This is a genomic window from Shewanella sp. SM32 (assembly GCF_025654235.1).
In the GTDB taxonomy this organism is placed as follows: Bacteria; Pseudomonadota; Gammaproteobacteria; order Enterobacterales; family Shewanellaceae; genus Shewanella; species Shewanella oncorhynchi.
The window spans coordinates 1-17,736 of record NZ_JAKKRO010000012.1; the positions used below are offsets into that span (position 1 = coordinate 1).

A 17,736-nucleotide genomic window follows, 5' to 3' on the forward strand; every position below is an offset into this window, starting at 1 on the left:
GGTTGATGGTTCAATGCCTGTTGTGGCTAGTTGGTTTACACGCACAGCAACAGGGCTGGGATAAGCATTTTCAGGCCAATACCATTGGGCATCGAACGGTACTCTCAACGATTCGCTTGGGATTGGAGGTACTCAGGCGGCCTGATTATCAAATCACGGAGAAAGAATTGCTGGCGGCCTGGGTATTATTCGCCAATCAGTTGCTCAAATATGGCTATGCTATGGCTGATTTATGAGGGGATCCTTCAGGTGAAAGCTAGCTCGCTATTTGATAGGCAGGATGTCTGAATGTCGTGAAGTGCATGGATGCACATGAGCGACCATAGTGAGATATATATACTTTTATGGTAATTTTTTGGGGAGTTACATTCTGCGGAATTGAGCCGGGGTTAGGACCAGCTGAGAACTACCTGTTTTATTTTTTATTTTTAATATTAATGTCCACATCAGAATGATTTGTTATTTGACTTAATACTACTAACGTATCTAATGTGTTGAGTTAATAAATAGCATCATCAAGGTTGATAGATTGAAAGAATTACACTTTAGTATAGTGAGCGACAGTTTGCTGAAAACCCATAAGGCAAAGCTAAGTGATTGTGAATATTTAGAGTTGAGTAATGCTAGAGAGATTCTATCTAAAATACTTGACCATGAAGAATTATATGATCAGGTAATAGAATCCTATGTTGAAGCTAAGTCTACAATGTATGAAATGAGTGTCAGAGCTATTTCTGACAGTGTTAAATATGATTACATAAAGAATCATAATAATCGTAGTAAGCTAAATCGCCTTTATTTCAATGTTTTAAACTTCAGTAAACTATATCTTGATCGCCACTTTCATGATGGGGATAAGAAATCATTCGTTAAAAGTATTACTGCTTCAGAAAGTAGTCACGACGAGGTTAAAAAGCATCGACAAGATATATCAAAGAATAATCCTGATTATATTTTTGGATGCAAATTAAGGAATTATGTACAGCATGCTTCGTTGCCCGTAAAAACGTTCACTACAGGTGTTCGCTGGAGTCCAGAAGATAATCAAAGTGTTGCTATTTTTCATGTGCCACTTGCTAAGAAAAAGCTAATCGATAGCGGTATTTTTTCACAACAGATGTTATTAAAATATGGTGAAAAAATTGATTTGCATCAAATTATGGATGGTTATATTTACGCAATTTCAGAAATGCATTTGAAGAGTAGACAGCTAATAAAGGATTATATGGAAAAAAGTTTAGAAGTAATTAACTTGAAGAGGCGTCAGATAGGGTTAGAACATAGTAGCTCATTATGTGATATCAACGTTGTTGATACTGAACAAGGAGTAAGTTTATTCTCACTACACGTTGAATGGTTTAGTGTAGTTGAGCATCTGCAAAAAAAGAACTTACACTCATTAAATTTCAAACGCTTTACTCACATACCGTATCAGTAGGATGTGTTTGTTAAATATTTGTAGCCGTCTAACTTATAGGGATATTTCTTATAAAATAAAAGTGCTGTTTGTCTTTGGAGTGTGAGTGCTTAATCATTTTCAGTATGATCATATTGGATTAGGGTTTGGCTATCCACCTCACTCTCTGCGATTTGCTATCAAGCCTAACTCATCTTAGTTTCGGTTATGATTGACTTAATACAACAAACCGAGCAAACACACTACGGTGCTGGCGGGCAATATGGGCTGTAACCAGCGTGGTTTGTAACTGAGTAAAATCACTAGGATTATCGAACTTAAACACACCCAGCCGAGCAGTAATACGCTGGCGTACGCTGGGCCGTAATGACGACTGGCAAGCCAATAGCACAGGACGAGCGTTGCAGTACCAGCGGTGCGAAATCCGCGTGCCTGTGCATCGGTTAACGGGCGGTTACGCACGGCGCGGTGGTGGTTAAAATAAGATAATGCCAACAGCCCCATGGCGATAAAACAGGTTAACAATTCGCCTGTGGCTGTCATGATTCAACTCCTAATTCTGTCGTCGCTTTGGCTACCCGTGTAGCCAGCACTTTTTTAGGGCTACGCAAGCGTTTGGCTGCCATGTAAAACAGCGCTGCAAGTCCGAGCATCATGAGATCAAATCCTGCGAGAACATAGGCTTGGCGCTGTAGATTGCTTATCAGCTGATACTGCGAAGTCATGGCGTTGAGCAGAGGTAGCAGGCCATAAAGCAAGGATGTGAGTAAAAAGAGTCGTTGCCATGTTTGTTTATCTCGTTTGAAACAAGCGAGCAGTGCGACTAACGCCCAACTGATAAAGAAACAATGGATTTCCCAGTTCTCTCTATCCGCAAAGGTGACGGGTAAGAGTCGATTGGCATAAAAATAACAGGCTAACGCAATGGGCAGGCCAGCAAAGGTGGCGAGATTCAACATGTTCACTAGCGTGAGCCCGCTATGATTCTTATCTTTTTTAAGCTGCTTTTGTGCCAGTTTATCGGCCCACATAATCGCGCCGCTGGCGATCATCACGCAGCCCGTTAATCCCGCCAGTAAATACAGTAAACGTAGGCCTTGGCCTGCAAAGCGACCACTGTGCAGGGCTATCATGGCACTTTGGGTTTGATTCGCTCCCGAAGTCACAGCCGACTGCGCCAAAACAGCACCTGTCACAGTAGACAAGTGATACCAAGGCGCTTGCTGATTTAAGCTGTGCTCAGGGGCGATTTTGACTGTTACGCTGGCATTGCTGTCGTTGAGATTATCAAACTGCAAGCCTTCAAGTGGCGACTCACCCACGACACTGTGAATCGCACTGAGTAAACTCTGACTATCGAGCATAGTGGCTGGCGTGCCAGTGGCGGCGGGAGTTTGGTAAATTGGTTTCCATTGCGAATAAAAGGCTTGAGTTTCATCACCATATTGCGTGTTAAGTCCCCATGGCATATACATAAACATCAGGGTCACTAGGCCGGTATAAGTGATCATAAGATGAAAGGGCAATGCGAGAACTGAGCTGGCGACATGGGCATCTAACCAAGAGCGCGGGCCTTTTCCGGGGCGAAAACTAAAGAAATCCTTAAAAATACGTTTGTGGATCACTATCCCGCTGATGATGGCGACCAACATGAACATAGTGCAAAAGCCGACAATCCAACGCGCCGTGAGCACACTCATGTAGTACAAGTCGAAATGCAGTCGATAGAGAAAGTCGCCCCCTCGGCTTTCCCGTGCTTTAGGTAAGGCTTCACCTGTTGCAGGGTTAATAAAGCCTTGATGATAATCACCAAATCGCTGGCCTTCAGCGGTGGGATCGCTCCATGCATAGGTCAGTAATGGCATCCGTTGTGTGGGCAAGTAAATCCACCATGACTCAGCGTCAGGCGCTTGTTGTGCCAAGGACGTGAGGCCCTTGAGTATCAATTGTTGATTATCCGCATTGGCATCATATTGGCTGCTGTGGTTTTCGGGTTGCATCCACAGGTTGATTTCAGCACGGTAATAGGCCGCTGTTCCGGCGAAAAAAACCAGAAACAACACCCAGCAGGTGAGCAATCCAACCCAAGTGTGTAGCCAAGTCATTGAACGAAAAAAGGAGTCTTTCATAATCCACTCCCTTGAGCGCTTGTTGCATCAAACGCTTTAGCGGCGAGGTAAGCTAAATACAGCAGACCGCTAAGCGCGAATAAATCCAGCCAGTATCGCCATGTTGATTTAACGCTGAACACCCAAATCACGGCGCAGGTGTACACAGTAAATGACAGCATCATGGCGGTTAACACCCGATCAACCTGAGATAACGGCAGGATTTGCGCGAATAAAATAGTCGCTACTGCACTTAACAAATAGCCGCCAAAGGTTGCTGCGAGGCAGCGATTGCCTATGTTCAGGCTATCGCTCCAGATGGCTGACGTTTTCCAGCGCATCAGTCTTTGTGTTAACGGTGGAGTCATGTTGGTTTTTTCAGTCATGATGGTGTGCCACTTCTGCTGAATTTGTCTTGTGGGTGCGGGATAGCACAGAGATTAACAGGGCGGGTAAAAAGGTTAAGCTGAGTAGCGTTGCCACGATAATGCCTGCCAATACCACTATGCCAACGCCGCGGTAGAGTTCGCTGCCAGCACCGGGGAATAACACCAACGGCAATAACCCAAACAAGGTTGTCGCGGTAGACATTAGAATCGGTCGTAATCGACTGGCGACGGCAGATTTTACGGCATCAACGATACCAAACTGACCCGATTGCAGGTTTTTACGGCTCTGTTCCACGATCAAAATCGGGTTGTTAACGACAGTGCCTAATAGGATTAGAAATCCAAGCATAGTAATCATATCAAAGGGTTGGTGCCAACCTTGGCCGCCAAGATACGCAAATAAGCTGCCAGTATAATTAAGCGCTTGTAAGCCGACTAAACCGCCCGCAAGTCCGAGCGGGATAGTGATCAGTACAAATAACGGATAACCCCAGTGATTAAAAATCGCGACTAATAACAAGTAGATGATCAACACGGCGACCAGAAAATTGCTGGAGAGTGCCGCTTTCGTCGCTTCGAGTTGATCGGCTGCGCCCGAAATGTCCAAACTGACATCTTTGCCGACAGCACCCTGTTGATAGAGGATGGGGACTAATTCTTCCCGCACCTTAGCAACAGCGGTTTCTAACGCAATGGAACGCGGCGGAATAATGTAAAGAGTCACGGTTCTGCGGCCATCGACGCGGCGTAAACTGTCGCTATCCATTTGCTCACTAATGTCGGCCAAGGCTTGCAGTGGCAGTACATTACCCTTAGGCGTGACTATCGGCGCGAGTGCCAATTGCGACAGACTCTGTTGATTGCCTGCCAGACTAAATAGAAAGATATCCACCTTGTTATCATTGAGGAAAAACTCGTCGACATAGGCGCCATCGCTCAGTGCCGAAACTGCATAGCCAAACTCGCTGCCGCTAAAATCTTGTTCTACAAGACGTTGCCAGCGAGGGGAAATCTGCCACAGCGGTTGATCTAGCGACAAGGTCGATGGGTCTGAATACCGCTGTGGTTCGGCAAATACTTTTTCCGCCGCTTGATACGCCGCTTCTGCAGCACGATAGAGGCTGGCTTGATTCGGGCCAGAAATATCCAAGGCGACAGCGCGGGTGCCACCATCGTTGCTGGAAATAATGGAGCCCCGCGATGAATAGGCGCGCATGCCAGGATATTGCTCAAACAAGGCGGTGAGTGAGCTCATCATGGCATCCATATCTTGGCTGCGAACGGGCTCGCTCATCACCCAAATACTGCCGACACCTACGCTGAGGGTATAGTATTTTAGTGGCGGGACTTTTTGCTCACCACGTTCAAAGGATGCCGCCTCGGCATTGACTCTCGCGGATAGCTGAGTCGTTAATTCTTCAGCAATTTTAGCCATTTCGGATAGGTTGTAACCCGGCGGCGCGACCATAGAGGTAAAGGCTTTTGGTTCTTCGCCTTCGGGTAAATATTCGGCCGGAGGCATAAGCCAAGCCGCAAGCCCAATCGTCGAGACGAGTGACAGCACAATCACAAAGATGCGGCGTCTTGCCGACAGTACAAGTTGGCTGACTAAGCTCAATATGCGTGATGCTTTGGGCGGCTCACTTTGGTTTGTCTGCGCCGAGTGCATCTTACCGAAACCAAAACGGGCAATAGCGGCGGGTACGATGAACACCGCGACCAGCATAGAAGCGATAATGGATGAAGCGATGGCAATCGCGATATCCGAGTACAGTTGCCCCGCTTCTTGTTTGATAAATAGAATGGGTACAAACACTAGCACTGTGGTGAGCGTCGAGGCTAATACTGCGGGCCAGACATCGTAGATACCACTTATGGCTGCTTCGAGACGCTCTAATCCGCGTCTGCGCGCTTGTTCAATACTTTCGAGCACCACAATGCTGTTATCGACCGTCATGCCGATGGCAAAGGCAACACCCGCCAGCGAAATGACATTAATGGTGCGATCAAACACCAGCAGCCCGACGAAGGCGGCTAAGGTACATAGCGGAATACCGATAACACCAATCAGGGTGGCTCGATTCGAGCGCAAGAAGAGATACATCACTAAGGTTGCCAGTAAGGCTCCTAGGCCTAAATTGACCCACACATTTGCAACCGAATCTTGCACATAGCGCACATCATCACTGAATAACTCTAACTGCATGGCGTGCTGGGCGAGTTGATTTTGATTGATCTGCGCTATCACGGGCATCATGGCATCTTTGATGGCGATAACGTTAGAACCGACATCCCGTTTGACCGCTAAGCTGAGGGTGCGTTCTTGTTCGGCAAAGGATAGTTCTCGGATCTCGGCGTGGTCGAGTTTTATCTCGGCAACGTCTTGCAGCAGAATATTCGTATTACCTTGGCGTTTTAAAATCAGTTGCTTAAGTTGATTTAAATCCTCAAAACGGCCAATTACCCGCAGTAAATAACGTTTTTTACCACTGTCGATATCGCCCGCAGAAGTGTCCTTGTTGCGATCTCGAATGGCTTGGCGCACGTCCATAATGCTGATGCCACGTTGGGCGAGTTTGGCGGGATCGAGCCGTATTTGAATTTGCCGTTCAGCGCCGCCTTGAATAGTGACGGAGGAAACGCCTTTGACGCGCTCCATTTGTGGGCGAATAAAGTCGTTAGCGAAATCGCGCATCATGTCTATGTCTAGATTCAGCGGGTTCCCCGCGACAGGCACGAGGCGGAAATACATGAAAGCGTTGTCTGAATATGAACTGCTGTAAAGCCTTGGTTGATCGACGTTTTCAGGGTAGGACGATACTTGGCTGAGCGCATTGCTAACACGAATAAGCGCGTCGCTTATCTCAGTGCTTTGGGGGAATTCGAGTTCTATCCATGCCGAACCCGTATCAGCCCAAGATGTCATGCGTTGTAAGTTGGGCAGGGTGCGCAGGTAGCGTTCCTGCTCAAGTAGAATTTCTTTTTCGACGTCTTGCGGTGTTGCCCCCGGCCAACCTGTGGCCACGCTGATGGTGCGCACATCTAAGTCGGGGATCATTTGGATTGGGATACGCAGTGCGGCAGCCGTGCCCAATACGCAAAATATCAAGACGATGACCGACAGTAAGGTGCCATGTTTAATTCCAAACTTCAGCATCTCACTAACCTCCTACTGCAGAGTTGAGTACAGAGACTGGCTGTTGGTCTTGTAGGCTTTCGTTACCGCGGATCACTACGGGCGCGTCTTTAGGTAATGGGCTAAGGATTTCAATCCCGATGGCACTCGTATGGCCCACTTGAACGGTATGCCGTTGGGCTATGTTGTTTTGCACGGTAAAAACACTGAACTGGCCGTCCGGGTGACGGACTAGCGCATCTTGCGGCACGACAACACTGTGTTGCGCCCGCTGTAAGTGGAAGGTCGCAGTGGCCGATGTGCCGGGCATCAAAAGTCCACTCGCATCAGGAATGGTTAAGCGCACCAAGAAGCTGCGAGCATTGTGGTCGCTCACGGGGACGAGTGCATTCACATGGCCGATAAACTGCTGTTCAGGCAGCATATCTGCGGCAATATCGACTTGAGTTGCAGTGGCTATGTTTTGGAACATTTCCTGTGGGACTTGAATATCGAGCCAGAGCTGTTCTTGGGATACTAAGGTGAAGATTTCAGTGCCGACATTGACCCATTCACCGGTTTCAGTTTGTTTGCTTGAAATCACTCCCGCAAACGGCGCGATCAGTTGGTGGCGGGCGACCACCTCTTTTTGGTGTGCTAATGCCGCCGTTAAACTCTGCAGATTAGCTTCGGCTTCGGTTAACGCCGCTTGACGAATCGCGCGCTCAGTTTCGGGAAATAATTGCTGAGAACTGAGTGTTTGCGCTTCGGTGAGGAGTCGCTGCTTTTCTGCCAGCATGGTCTTAGCGGCCATTACATCGGCCTGACGCTGTGCTAATTGGTGTATGGCTAAGGTGTCATCGAGTGCGAGCAAAGGCTGGCCAGCGGTAACGTTAGAGCCCGCATCGACCAGCACTTTGGCGACTAGGCCATCGGTACGTGCAGATAAGCGGGCTACCCGTGCGGATTTAATGGAGCCACTGAGTGGCAAAAGTTCATTGGTACTGCCTGTTTGGGGCAAGGCGACTCTTACAGGTGCTGTGCTTGCGTGGACTGCAGAACACAGCATGTATAAACCTATCATTAAATAACGCACGTTAACTCCATCTCATTATAAGATTATTACTGAGTGATAAAACTCGTGGTGGTGATGTGTAAAACGCTATCAACCTCGTTGCCTGCGAGTGTTTGTTTACCTTCTGTGGTGTGATTACTGACGAGTAAGTAGCGGCCCGCATCTGGGGTATCGAGGGCGAATTTACCTTGGGCATCGGTGGTGAAAGATTTACTCCAAAAACCGGGGCGATAAACTTGTACTGGATGATTCACCAGTGGTGCGCCTTTATAGCTAAGTACAAACTCGGGAGCGCCTGACTTTACTGGCGTAAATTCAAAATCTTGCAGCGGTTTTGTGTGTTCTTGTCCCGTGCGGGCATAGAGTATTGCGGCCTGCAATCCGGTCTCAGTTTTCCATGGTTGCCACGCGGTATCGGCATAGAAACTGATGTCACTCTTGCTATCTTGGGTTTTGACCAGTAAATGATCGGCCTGCGTTGTGGCGGTTAACGGTGTCTTGGCATTGGCGGCGAAAATACGCGCCGCGCTTAACGATGCTAACTCTTCTGCCGAAGCTTGCTCTGAACCCGGTTCGCCAAATTGCACTTTAACCGAACCATCGTTATTACGCTCAAGCCATACTTCATGTGCTTGAGCCGAAAAAGCGATACCGCCGAGTAAAGTGAGTATTACAAGTGCTTGTTTCATCAGATCATCCTTAATGTTATTTCGGGTTAGGGCTATGTTTTAGAGCGTCCAACGTAGTGACAGTGTGGCATTACGTGGCTCGCCAAAGTCGGCGTAACCCCAGAGTGAACGGTTGTAGTTCTTGTCGAAAATATTGTTAATGTTCAATTGCATAGAAATAGAAGGTGTGATTTGGTAGCCAAACATTAAGTCAACGAGTGAGTAGGCGGATTGTGTTTGGCGGTAAGCCACATTCGGCGCGCCATCGACACCCCAAATAGTGCCTTGATAGAAGGTGCTGCTCTGCCAGCGCCAGCTTGCACCTGCAGTAATGCCCGGCAGAATGTCTTCAAAGTTATATTTAGTGGTGAGTTTGAAGATATCTTCGGGCAGATAAGTTTGACGACGTAGGCCATCTTTATCTTCTGCATTGTTGTGGGTATAACCACCGCTGATATCCCATAAGTCGGTAAGACGTCCGGCTATTTCTAACTCATAGCCTTTGGTGGTAATCCCATCCACACTTTCGTAGATAGAGTCACCGGAAGGTAGCTGACCTTTACCTGCATACTCGGGTTCGTTGTCTTTATTGGTTTCGTAGATGGCGGCTGACATGTTTAGCGTGTCATCGAACAGCGCGACCTTGACGCCGCCTTCGACGTTTGTGCCTTCTGCAGGTTCGAGCAGTTGGCCATCTTCACCAAAATAGGTGCCAGGTTTGAAGATTTCAGTACGGCTAGCGTAGACAGCGATCTGCTCGGTCACATCGTAGACTAGGCCGTAGTAGGGGATGAAAATACCGGTTTTTTCCATGGTTGCATCTGTGCTGTTACCCACGAGATCATGCTTTTCGTAGGACCAGTTACTTACGCGTCCACCGACCATTAATTTCAGTGAATCCAACAGATTGACACGGACAGTGCCGTAAACACCCGATTGGCTTTGCTCATTGGTTTGGCCATTGGTGGGGGAATTAGGAATATTAGGCTTGGGGTAATTGCCCTGATCCGCAACGTTATAGCGACGTTGGGGGGCGGAGTTCGTGTTGATGTTATCGAACTCGTTGTCACCATAGTTAAAACCGATCACAGCGCTATGTTCACGGCCGAGCAAGTCGAAGTTACCCGTTGCATACAGGTTGAAACTGTTGGTATCGGATTCACGATCATGTTGGGCGGCATAAGTATCGCCCCAAGGGCCAACAAATTCGCCGGTTGATTTGACGATATAATCGCCTGGGTAAAAGGCCAATGCGTCTATGGTGGCGTTAGCAATACGATAGGCACTGACAAGTGACCAGTCGTTATCGAATCTATGTTTAAACTCGGCCATGAGACTTTTTTGGGTCACGTCCCAATGGGTCCAGTCCTGTGAGCTGGAATAACTGCGGCCGAAATCGACAGCTGTGCCATCGGTATAAAATGCGGGATTAGAGTTCCAGTTATACACGCCATCGGTTTGCGATTTTTGATAGTCCGCAAACAGTGACAGGCTAGTATCTACGCCTAGACTCGTTTCAACCACGCCATAAAGCACTGTGGTATCGCGCTGATAGCGGTCGATAAAAGAATCGCCTTTCTTCACCGCACTGACGAATCGACCTTTCACATTGCCTGAATCCGTGAGCCAGCCAGAAACATCGGCCTCAAGTCTATAGGTATTCCATGAGCCATAACTCGCACTTGCCGTGGCGCGGGTGTCATCCGTTGGACGTTTACGAATAAAATTAACCGTGGCAGAAGGTTCACCTAAACCGCTTAAAATCCCTGCCGCCCCTTTTAATACTTCAACCCGTTCGGCAATCACGGGGTCTAAACCTTGATCAATTGAGCCGCTGTAAACATGGGATGAAGAGGTCGTGATTAAGCCGTCAATTTGGACACCGCTGTCGAGTGCATAACCGCGCACGAAAATCTGACTATTTTCAGAGGCATCGCCCACCATAGTGACGCCAGGAGTGTGATTTAACACTGACTCCATAGTGACCAAACCTTTGTCACTGATCATTTCTTCGGTAATCAAAGTGACGCTTTGTGGGGTTTCTTTGAGTGACATAGACAAACCCGTGGCGCTATTCATTGCCGCGCGGGTGTATGTTCCTACCACGTTCAATCTTTCTATCTGTTCTGTATCTTTTTTCTCATCTTGCTTAGGGTCAGTATTGGCTTGAACCGTCAGAGTAAGTGTGCTGAGAAGTACAGGGATCAATGGCGAGCGCCAAGACGTTAAAACAGATAGGGGAGGCATGGTATTTCAATCCTTTCAGGCGATTTCAGATTAAATGATGATTGGTGATCCTGAGTGCAAATAAAGCGTTTAGGTGCAAATGAGAATCGATCGCATGATAGGTTTGTTGAAAATAAATGCAATATGCTCAATGTGTAAATTGTTTAAGCTGGGTTGTAACTTATTGGCGAATAGCTTGTCAGCGAGCTGTGATAAGCCGTCGCAGTGGGATCTGCACTTTTAGCGCATGCCTTACTATAACTCGGTTTCAGGGCATCGACTTGGAACTCAGGCTGTTGTGGATAGGGTCAATTTAGCCAACAAAAAGGCCACAGTCGTTACCGACTGTGGCCTTTAATCTTTACAATTGAATCGAAATCCAGCGGACTTGTTAAGCCTAAAAGTGTGATTTACACCTTAGGTTTATGCCCGTACTTGGCCTGTGCCTGAGACTAAATACTTCTCAGCGGTCAAGGATTCGAGTCCCATTGGGCCATAGGCATGTAGCTTAGAGGTCGCGATGCCGATTTCTGCTCCAAGGCCGAGTTCGCTGCCGTCGGAGAAGCGCGAAGAGGCATTGACCATTACCACAGAAGCATCGACCGCACGTTGGAAGTGTGCGGCAGTGACTTCGTTTTCGGTGCAAATCACTTCGGTGTGCTGGCTACCAAAACGAGCAATATGTTGGATAGCATGGTCAAAGTGATCGACTTGGCGAATGGCAATTTCGAGATTTAAATACTCTTGGCCGAAATCGTCTTCTTCCATGTAAGTACAGTTTTCAAAATAACCACCGGCTTGAGTACAAGCATTGATTTTAACCTTATGCTCGGCCAGCGCTTTGGCTACCTTAGGCAGGAATTGCGAGGCAATTTCTTGGTGTACTAATAGGGCTTCGAGGGCATTACATACGCCAGTGCGCTGGGTTTTACCGTTGAGCAGTAAGTCCATAGCAATATCCAGATCGGCATCTTTATCGACGTATAAATGACACACGCCTTTAAAATGCTGGATCACTGGGATTTTACTGTTGTCAGTCACAAAGTTAATCAAGCCTTCGCCGCCGCGGGGAATGATCACATCGATATAATCTCGTTGCTGCAGCAGTTCTAGCATGAGGGCGCGATCTGGGTCGGGCACCACAGTGATTAACGCCTCGGGCAAGCCGTATTGTTTCAATACGCTTTGCAAAATAGTGGCGATAATTTTACTGCTGTGTAGCGCCTCTTTACCGCCGCGCAAAATCACGGCATTGCCGGATTTAAAGCACAGGGCACCCGCATCGGCGGTGACATTGGGGCGCGCTTCATAAATCATACAAACCACGCCCAATGGAACGCGCATCTTACTGATGGATAAACCATTAGGTCGTTGACCTATATAACGTTCGTTGCCAATGGGATCGGGTAAGGCGGCGATGGTTTCAATGCCTACCGCCATAGCTTCGATACGCTCTGGCGTTAGCGTTAATCGGTCGAGCATGGCAGGGCCGACGTTATCGGCGGTCGCTCTGTGTAAGTCGATTAAATTTGCGCTTTGGATTTCATAGGACTTTTCACGTAATGAGCGTGCCATATCGAGGAGTACAGTATTTTTAAGCTGTTCGTCAACTTGGGCGAGGATCAGAGCCGCTTTGGCAGCTTCTTGAGATAAATTTTTGATTAAAGTCATATTTACTCCGCTTATGTTTACTCGCTTAGTTTTATTCGGCTGATGCTTATTCGAGAATGGCGATGTTTTTCTCGGAAATAATCGGTCCAGTCTTTTGCTGAAATTCACTGGCAAACTCGCGATCGTCTTGGTCCGTAATAAAGCTAAGCAAACAACTGCTGTAATTGGATTTGGCCTTTGCCAATTTAGTGCCATCGTCTTTGCGTACTAAAATGGTGTCACCGACAGAAAAGTCCCCATTGATGGCAACGACATCGTCACTGGTCAATTGCTCGCTATGGATATCAAGGGCGATATTAAAGTCATTTTCAACAATGACTTCGCCTTGAGCCTGCGAGGTATGTGTCATCCAGTGCAAGTGATCCTGCATTGGCTTCTCATCGGGGGTAAATAAGGTTCCTGGGTTTTGGCCCTTCAACAATTGGTTGAATGAGTCGGCATCAAAACCATTAATAATAAAGGTTTCGATCCCGTGGGAAATCGCCTTCTTGGCGGCTTGTATCTTAGTCCGCATTCCCCCCGTACCGACGGCACTGCTAGCGCCGCCCGCCATGGCGTAGATCTCGGCATTAATCTCGGTAACCTGCTTGATAAGCTGTGCATCGGGATATTCATGGGGGTTTTGTGTGTAAAGCCCATTCACATCCGAACAGATAATCAGCGTATCGGCATCGGCCGCCGCGGCGACCATGGCCGAAAGATTATCGTTATCGCCAACTTTGAGCTTGTCGGCGGTGACGGCATCGTTCTCGTTGATGATAGGCAATAGCCCATGTTCGAGTAGGCTGAAAATTGTGTCTTTAATACTGATGTAACGATCTCGATTGCGTAAATCACCGTGGGTTAACAGTAGCTGTGCGGTTGGGAAATCAAATAACTTGTTCCATGTGGCCATCATATCGGCCTGGCCCGCTGCAGCCATGGCTTTCTTCACTGTGACGCTCGGTTTATCAACCTCGCCAAAGTGATGCCATCCTGCAGCGACTGAGCCCGAAGAGACCAAGACAACTTGGATCCCTTGGGCACGACAATAAGTAATAAATTGGGCAATGCCGAGTAAGTAGTGGCTGCTGCAACCTTGTTTGTGTGGAGCAATCAGGGCACTACCTACCTTAACGACAATGCGTTTCCAGGGTAAGTCAGTCATACCTGCGCGCCTCATCTGTCTTCGGCTAAAACACGGCCAGCCTTATGGAATAATTTAGTGGTTTTGGCACAGGGATCAGTATCGAGTAACGAGACTATCCAAATCACCACACTGCTCACGGCAAAGCCGGGGATCATCTCATACACCACTGTGGTTAAAGCTTTACCGTCAGCAAGTACAGGTGCATAAATCCAAAACAACACTGTAGCTGCGCCTGACACTATGCCGGCAATCGCGGCTTTGTGGGTTAGGTTAGCTTTATACAAGCTAAACAAGACTAACGGACCGAAGGCTGCACCGAATCCTGCCCATGCATTACTCACCAGTGATAGCACACTGCTAGAGCGGTCAAGCGCCAGTAGACTTGCGACAATTGCCACGCCAGCTACGCCAAAACGTCCCATTTTCACCATGTCTTTTTCGCTAGATTCTTTCTTCGAGATCACGCGATAAATATCTTCCGTTAGCGAGCTTGATGACACTAATAGTTGCGATGAAATGGTGCTCATGATCGCGGCCAGAATTGCGGCTAATAAGAAGCCACTAATGATCGGATGGAACAACAACTCAGAAAACACGATAAAGATGGTTTCAGGATCGGTCAGCTTCATGCCAAATTTATTGGCGTAAGCGATACCGACAAGACCTGTTGCCAGTGCACCCACAATGGTCACTGTCATCCAGCCCATACCTATGTGTCTGGCGGTTTTAATGTCAGCGACTGAACGAATTGCCATAAAGCGCACAATAATATGCGGTTGGCCAAAGTAACCGAGTCCCCAAGATAAGCTTGAGATAAGCCCTAACATAGTGACGTTTTGCATGGCATCGGTGAAGTGTGGAATCGATTGATACGCAAAGTTCAGCATAGTGTCAGCGCTGGTAAACTCTTGATATGCCACCACAGGCACTAAGATTAAAGCGACAAACATGATACAGCCTTGGACAAAGTCAGTGAGGCTCACTGCTAAGAATCCGCCCAACAAGGTATAAGAAACCACTACGCCGAGGGTGACGACTAAACCTATGTCGTAGTTCAGGCCAAATGCTGACTCAAATAACTTACCGCCAGCCACTAAACCCGCTGAGGTATACAAGGTAAAGAAGATCACAATGATCACGGCCGAGATAATTCGGATACTACTGTTGGCATTGCCGAAGCGTTTAGCAAAAAACTCCGGGATAGTAAGGGCGTTATCCGCGACTTCGGTATAGACCCTTAATTTGGGTGCAACGACCAAGTAATTAATTAGAGCACCAATTAATAGTCCAAGTGCGATGTAAATGGTTTCGAAACCAACCAAAAACATTGCGCCGGGAAGACCCATTAGCATCCAGCCACTCATGTCAGATGCACCCGCTGAGAGTGCGGTGACCTGTGGGCTCACCTTGCGGCCGCCCAAAATATAGCCGGATACATCGCTGGTGGATTTTTTATAGGCGAATAAGCCAATAGCAAGCATGGCGATAAAGTAAATTGCTAAGGAAACGTAAGCCAGGTAATTCATGGGTTATTTGTCTCCTAACGCTTTGTTATTTTGAATAATACTCGGTTTCAAAATGACAAAGAGATAGGTGCTTAATATTGCGCATAAACACATAAACTGCATGGTTTCCTTGGCGTGTAATCGGGTAAAGCTTGCTACTTGCGAGATAAGATTTTCCTCTGGTGGGTTCTCCGTAGACATAATTGCTCCTTGGTTGATAATTGAATTTATATCACCAATATAGTTAGTGATCTAATTATATTAAGGCATTTTATCGGCCAAATATCAAGCTTCTATTGGATTTAAATGGTTTTGGCTGCGGCACGAGGGTGGCTTTTTCGGCGGAAAATAGTTTGAGAACTGACTATTTTTCAGCGGTGTTTTTCTGCTCGGCGATACTGTGGGCAGTGCGTTCGAAGGTTAATGTGATGCGTTCAAACATCCCAGTAATCAGAGTGAATTGTTCGTGGGGTAACGGGCATTGCGCCAGCGCTTGTAATAAGGCTTCGCTGCTGGTGTTAAACTCTTCTGCGACTTGGCCGTGGGCGCAGGCGATAAATGCCTGACCTAAATTGTGTTGCCAGAGGTTGAGTGCATTTTCTAAGTCTGAGTGCGTATCTGAAATCCCCTGCAACATGCGCCGCATTCGAATCGACACATGGCCTAGATTAAGTGCAGTGAACACCAGATCGGTAAATACCCTCGAACTCTTGCCCGAGCCTTTTTCGTAACTGGCGATCCGCAGGAGTCGATCGCCCATGCGGGCGTTAAACCAAGGCTCAGGATCATCATGTTGCGCGATATGCACTAGATCTTTTTGGATAGATTGCAGCAGACGATATTGCATCAGCCGCTGGCTAGGTTCGGTGATCAATTTAAATAGCCAATACAGCACAGTAACGCCAACAAAAATCGCTAAGGCATTGCTGACAGTGTTTTCTATCGCAAATGAAATGGTATTACTGGGCTGTACTAATACCGCAAACGGCACGCAAATCCCGAGACCATAGGGCAAGGTCGGTCGATTCGCTAAGGCGAGTAGCCCAATAAAAAAGGGGCCTGCGAGCACTAAAATGAGGATTTCGAAATCGCCGCTACTCTCTGCCAGCAAAGGTAAAGCGTAAAACACTGTGAGGGGCACAGCGATAGTGATACCAACAAGAATACGGCGCAAAATCGTGGTTAGTATCGGCAGTGGCTGGCGCGCCATCATGATGGAAAAGACTACAGGCATCAGGATCATCATGAGTACCGCACTCGACCCTGTGCCGATCCACAGCGAAGCCCCAATGACAAATACCGCCATGCTGCGTAGACCGGTCGTAAACCCTATCAGTGGATCTCGGTGAAATTCCATTGGCGGCGCGTTGAGTTGTACCGCAGAATTGCTTGTCAGCACGTTATAACTTTTGAGCACCATGATCAGATCGGCGCTTAATTCCATCGCAACTTTGAGTAAGCGAGTCTCTAATGGGCTTCGGTCGCGGTATTGCATCAGGTTTTGCTGGAGTTGATACCTCAAGGTGCGCGCCATTTTGTAGCATTCTTGGTCATCACTGGATTGCGCCATCAAGGTAAAACTACTGCGCATATTGGCTAAGGATTTCGCGAGTGGTTCGCTAACCAGATGGGAATGATTACGTTGCAGCCGGCCAAATATTTGGATTGCCGCCAATAGCGAAAGGGTTTTATTGCAGAGAAAGTTCGGCGCATGGCTCTGCCCGCGTCCTTCGGGGCCTTCATAAATCACTGCGCTGGAGTCGTCACTCAGCGCCGATACTGATTCCATAATAGTGTCGATATGTTCATGGCGGCTCGCATGTACGCCCTGTAAATCGAGTTCTAATGCAAGATAGTTAAGCGTTTGATTAATTGTGTTTTTAGCATGCAGTTGCAGGCCATGTTTTACCTTAGTCGGCCAAAGTAGCGAACTGACCAAGACGGCACAAATTGCGCCGACGATAATTTCGCTGATCCTCGCCTGCGCCACATCGAATATTTTTGCACTATCGGCTGTGCCTGGGCTCGCCATCACAATGAGCACTATCAAGCAGGCTGTCATGCCCGCCATAGCAAAGGCATAGACAAAGTTTTGCTGGCGCACCATGGCCGACAACCCAGAATTTAACCCTATCCAGCAGGCGAGTAATCCTAAGGCGAGTTCGGGATAGGGTGTAAACCCGTTGAGTATGGCAATCCCTGCAAGTGCGCCGACTAAGGTGCCGCCAATTTGGCATAAGCCCTTTTCGATCACGAGGCCACTTTCGGGGCGAATTTGCAAAAATACCGCTGACACCAGCGCCCAATATGGCCGTTCTAAATTTAAAAACATGGCCACATATAAGGCGAGCGCCATCGAGATCACGCCTTTAATCGCGAAGATGAGGGTTCGTCGGTCGGGAAAAAATAAACTCTTAAGTAATAGCGTCATAA

At 47.7% G+C, this 17,736-nt stretch carries 13 protein-coding genes and 1 pseudogene; 2 read left to right on the forward strand and 12 right to left on the reverse strand.

The genetic code is table 11. The features are described 5' to 3' along the window. Both L5M10_RS06815 and L5M10_RS06820 read left to right on the forward strand, forming a co-directional pair. A pseudogene (locus tag L5M10_RS06815) lies at positions 1-236 on the forward strand (IS4 family transposase); the annotation flags it as partial. A 293-nt stretch (positions 237-529) separates the two neighbouring features. Then, positions 530-1,438, forward strand: coding sequence for a hypothetical protein (locus L5M10_RS06820; RefSeq protein ID WP_263173907.1), 909 nt, complete (start codon positions 530-532; stop codon positions 1,436-1,438). A gap of 195 nt (positions 1,439-1,633) precedes the next feature. Here L5M10_RS06820 and L5M10_RS06825 read toward each other — a convergent pair whose 3' ends face one another. The 12 genes from L5M10_RS06825 to L5M10_RS06880 all read right to left on the reverse strand — a co-directional run bounded on the left by L5M10_RS06825 (position 1,634) and on the right by L5M10_RS06880 (position 17,734). After that, positions 1,634-1,960: a DUF3325 domain-containing protein gene (locus L5M10_RS06825; protein WP_263198071.1), complete on the reverse strand. Its 327-nt coding sequence runs from the start codon at positions 1,958-1,960 to the stop codon at positions 1,634-1,636. Further along, a complete protein-coding gene (locus L5M10_RS06830; protein WP_263255075.1) occupies positions 1,957-3,546 on the reverse strand; it encodes a PepSY-associated TM helix domain-containing protein in 1,590 nt (529 codons plus the stop codon). The genes L5M10_RS06825 and L5M10_RS06830 overlap by 4 nt, the downstream gene beginning before the upstream one ends. Beyond that, on the reverse strand, positions 3,543-3,911 hold the full coding sequence (locus tag L5M10_RS06835) for a hypothetical protein (RefSeq protein ID WP_168826169.1): 369 nt from the start codon (positions 3,909-3,911) through the stop codon (positions 3,543-3,545). Before L5M10_RS06835 ends, L5M10_RS06830 begins: the two co-directional genes overlap by 4 nt. Further along, on the reverse strand, positions 3,904-7,071 hold the full coding sequence (locus tag L5M10_RS06840) for an efflux RND transporter permease subunit (RefSeq protein ID WP_263198075.1): 3,168 nt from the start codon (positions 7,069-7,071) through the stop codon (positions 3,904-3,906). The genes L5M10_RS06835 and L5M10_RS06840 overlap by 8 nt, the downstream gene beginning before the upstream one ends. Before the next feature lie 4 nt (positions 7,072-7,075). Continuing rightward, positions 7,076-8,125: an efflux RND transporter periplasmic adaptor subunit gene (locus L5M10_RS06845; protein WP_263162575.1), complete on the reverse strand. Its 1,050-nt coding sequence runs from the start codon at positions 8,123-8,125 to the stop codon at positions 7,076-7,078. A 26-nt stretch (positions 8,126-8,151) separates the two neighbouring features. After that, positions 8,152-8,793: a DUF4198 domain-containing protein gene (locus L5M10_RS06850; RefSeq protein ID WP_263162574.1), complete on the reverse strand. Its 642-nt coding sequence runs from the start codon at positions 8,791-8,793 to the stop codon at positions 8,152-8,154. A gap of 39 nt (positions 8,794-8,832) precedes the next feature. Further along, the gene (locus L5M10_RS06855; protein ID WP_263162571.1) at positions 8,833-11,019 is read right to left on the reverse strand and encodes a TonB-dependent siderophore receptor; all 2,187 of its coding nucleotides are present in this window, start codon (positions 11,017-11,019) and stop codon (positions 8,833-8,835) included. A 402-nt stretch (positions 11,020-11,421) separates the two neighbouring features. Beyond that, positions 11,422-12,669, reverse strand: coding sequence for a glutamate-5-semialdehyde dehydrogenase (locus L5M10_RS06860; RefSeq protein ID WP_263162568.1), 1,248 nt, complete (start codon positions 12,667-12,669; stop codon positions 11,422-11,424). Between the two features lie 46 nt (positions 12,670-12,715). Then, on the reverse strand, positions 12,716-13,816 hold the full coding sequence (gene proB, locus L5M10_RS06865) for a glutamate 5-kinase (RefSeq protein WP_105250714.1): 1,101 nt from the start codon (positions 13,814-13,816) through the stop codon (positions 12,716-12,718). An 11-nt stretch (positions 13,817-13,827) separates the two neighbouring features. Beyond that, positions 13,828-15,324, reverse strand: a complete 1,497-nt coding sequence (gene putP / locus L5M10_RS06870) for a sodium/proline symporter PutP (protein WP_168826179.1) — start codon at positions 15,322-15,324, stop codon at positions 13,828-13,830. 3 nt (positions 15,325-15,327) lie between these two features. Further along, complete coding sequence (locus L5M10_RS06875) at positions 15,328-15,504, reverse strand: hypothetical protein (protein ID WP_168826181.1); 177 nt, start codon at positions 15,502-15,504, stop codon at positions 15,328-15,330. A gap of 163 nt (positions 15,505-15,667) precedes the next feature. After that, entirely contained in the window at positions 15,668-17,734 is a 2,067-nt protein-coding gene (locus L5M10_RS06880) for an FUSC family protein (protein ID WP_263198079.1), read from the reverse strand. Positions 17,735-17,736: the final 2 nt, after the last annotated feature.

What these genes read in the sequence shown, in the direction of transcription:
- L5M10_RS06880 (WP_263198079.1), bottom strand. Translation starts at nt 17,734, where the DNA reads ATGACGCTATTACTTAAGAGTTTATTTTTTCCCGACCGACGAACCCTC.
- proB (WP_105250714.1), bottom strand. Translation starts at nt 13,816, where the DNA reads ATGACTGACTTACCCTGGAAACGCATTGTCGTTAAGGTAGGTAGTGCC.
- L5M10_RS06835 (WP_168826169.1), bottom strand. Translation starts at nt 3,911, where the DNA reads ATGACTGAAAAAACCAACATGACTCCACCGTTAACACAAAGACTGATG.
- L5M10_RS06840 (WP_263198075.1), bottom strand. Translation starts at nt 7,071, where the DNA reads ATGCTGAAGTTTGGAATTAAACATGGCACCTTACTGTCGGTCATCGTC.
- L5M10_RS06830 (WP_263255075.1), bottom strand. Translation starts at nt 3,546, where the DNA reads ATGAAAGACTCCTTTTTTCGTTCAATGACTTGGCTACACACTTGGGTT.
- L5M10_RS06825 (WP_263198071.1), bottom strand. Translation starts at nt 1,960, where the DNA reads ATGACAGCCACAGGCGAATTGTTAACCTGTTTTATCGCCATGGGGCTG.
- L5M10_RS06855 (WP_263162571.1), bottom strand. Translation starts at nt 11,019, where the DNA reads ATGCCTCCCCTATCTGTTTTAACGTCTTGGCGCTCGCCATTGATCCCT.
- L5M10_RS06860 (WP_263162568.1), bottom strand. Translation starts at nt 12,669, where the DNA reads ATGACTTTAATCAAAAATTTATCTCAAGAAGCTGCCAAAGCGGCTCTG.
- putP (WP_168826179.1), bottom strand. Translation starts at nt 15,324, where the DNA reads ATGAATTACCTGGCTTACGTTTCCTTAGCAATTTACTTTATCGCCATG.
- L5M10_RS06850 (WP_263162574.1), bottom strand. Translation starts at nt 8,793, where the DNA reads ATGAAACAAGCACTTGTAATACTCACTTTACTCGGCGGTATCGCTTTT.
- L5M10_RS06875 (WP_168826181.1), bottom strand. Translation starts at nt 15,504, where the DNA reads ATGTCTACGGAGAACCCACCAGAGGAAAATCTTATCTCGCAAGTAGCA.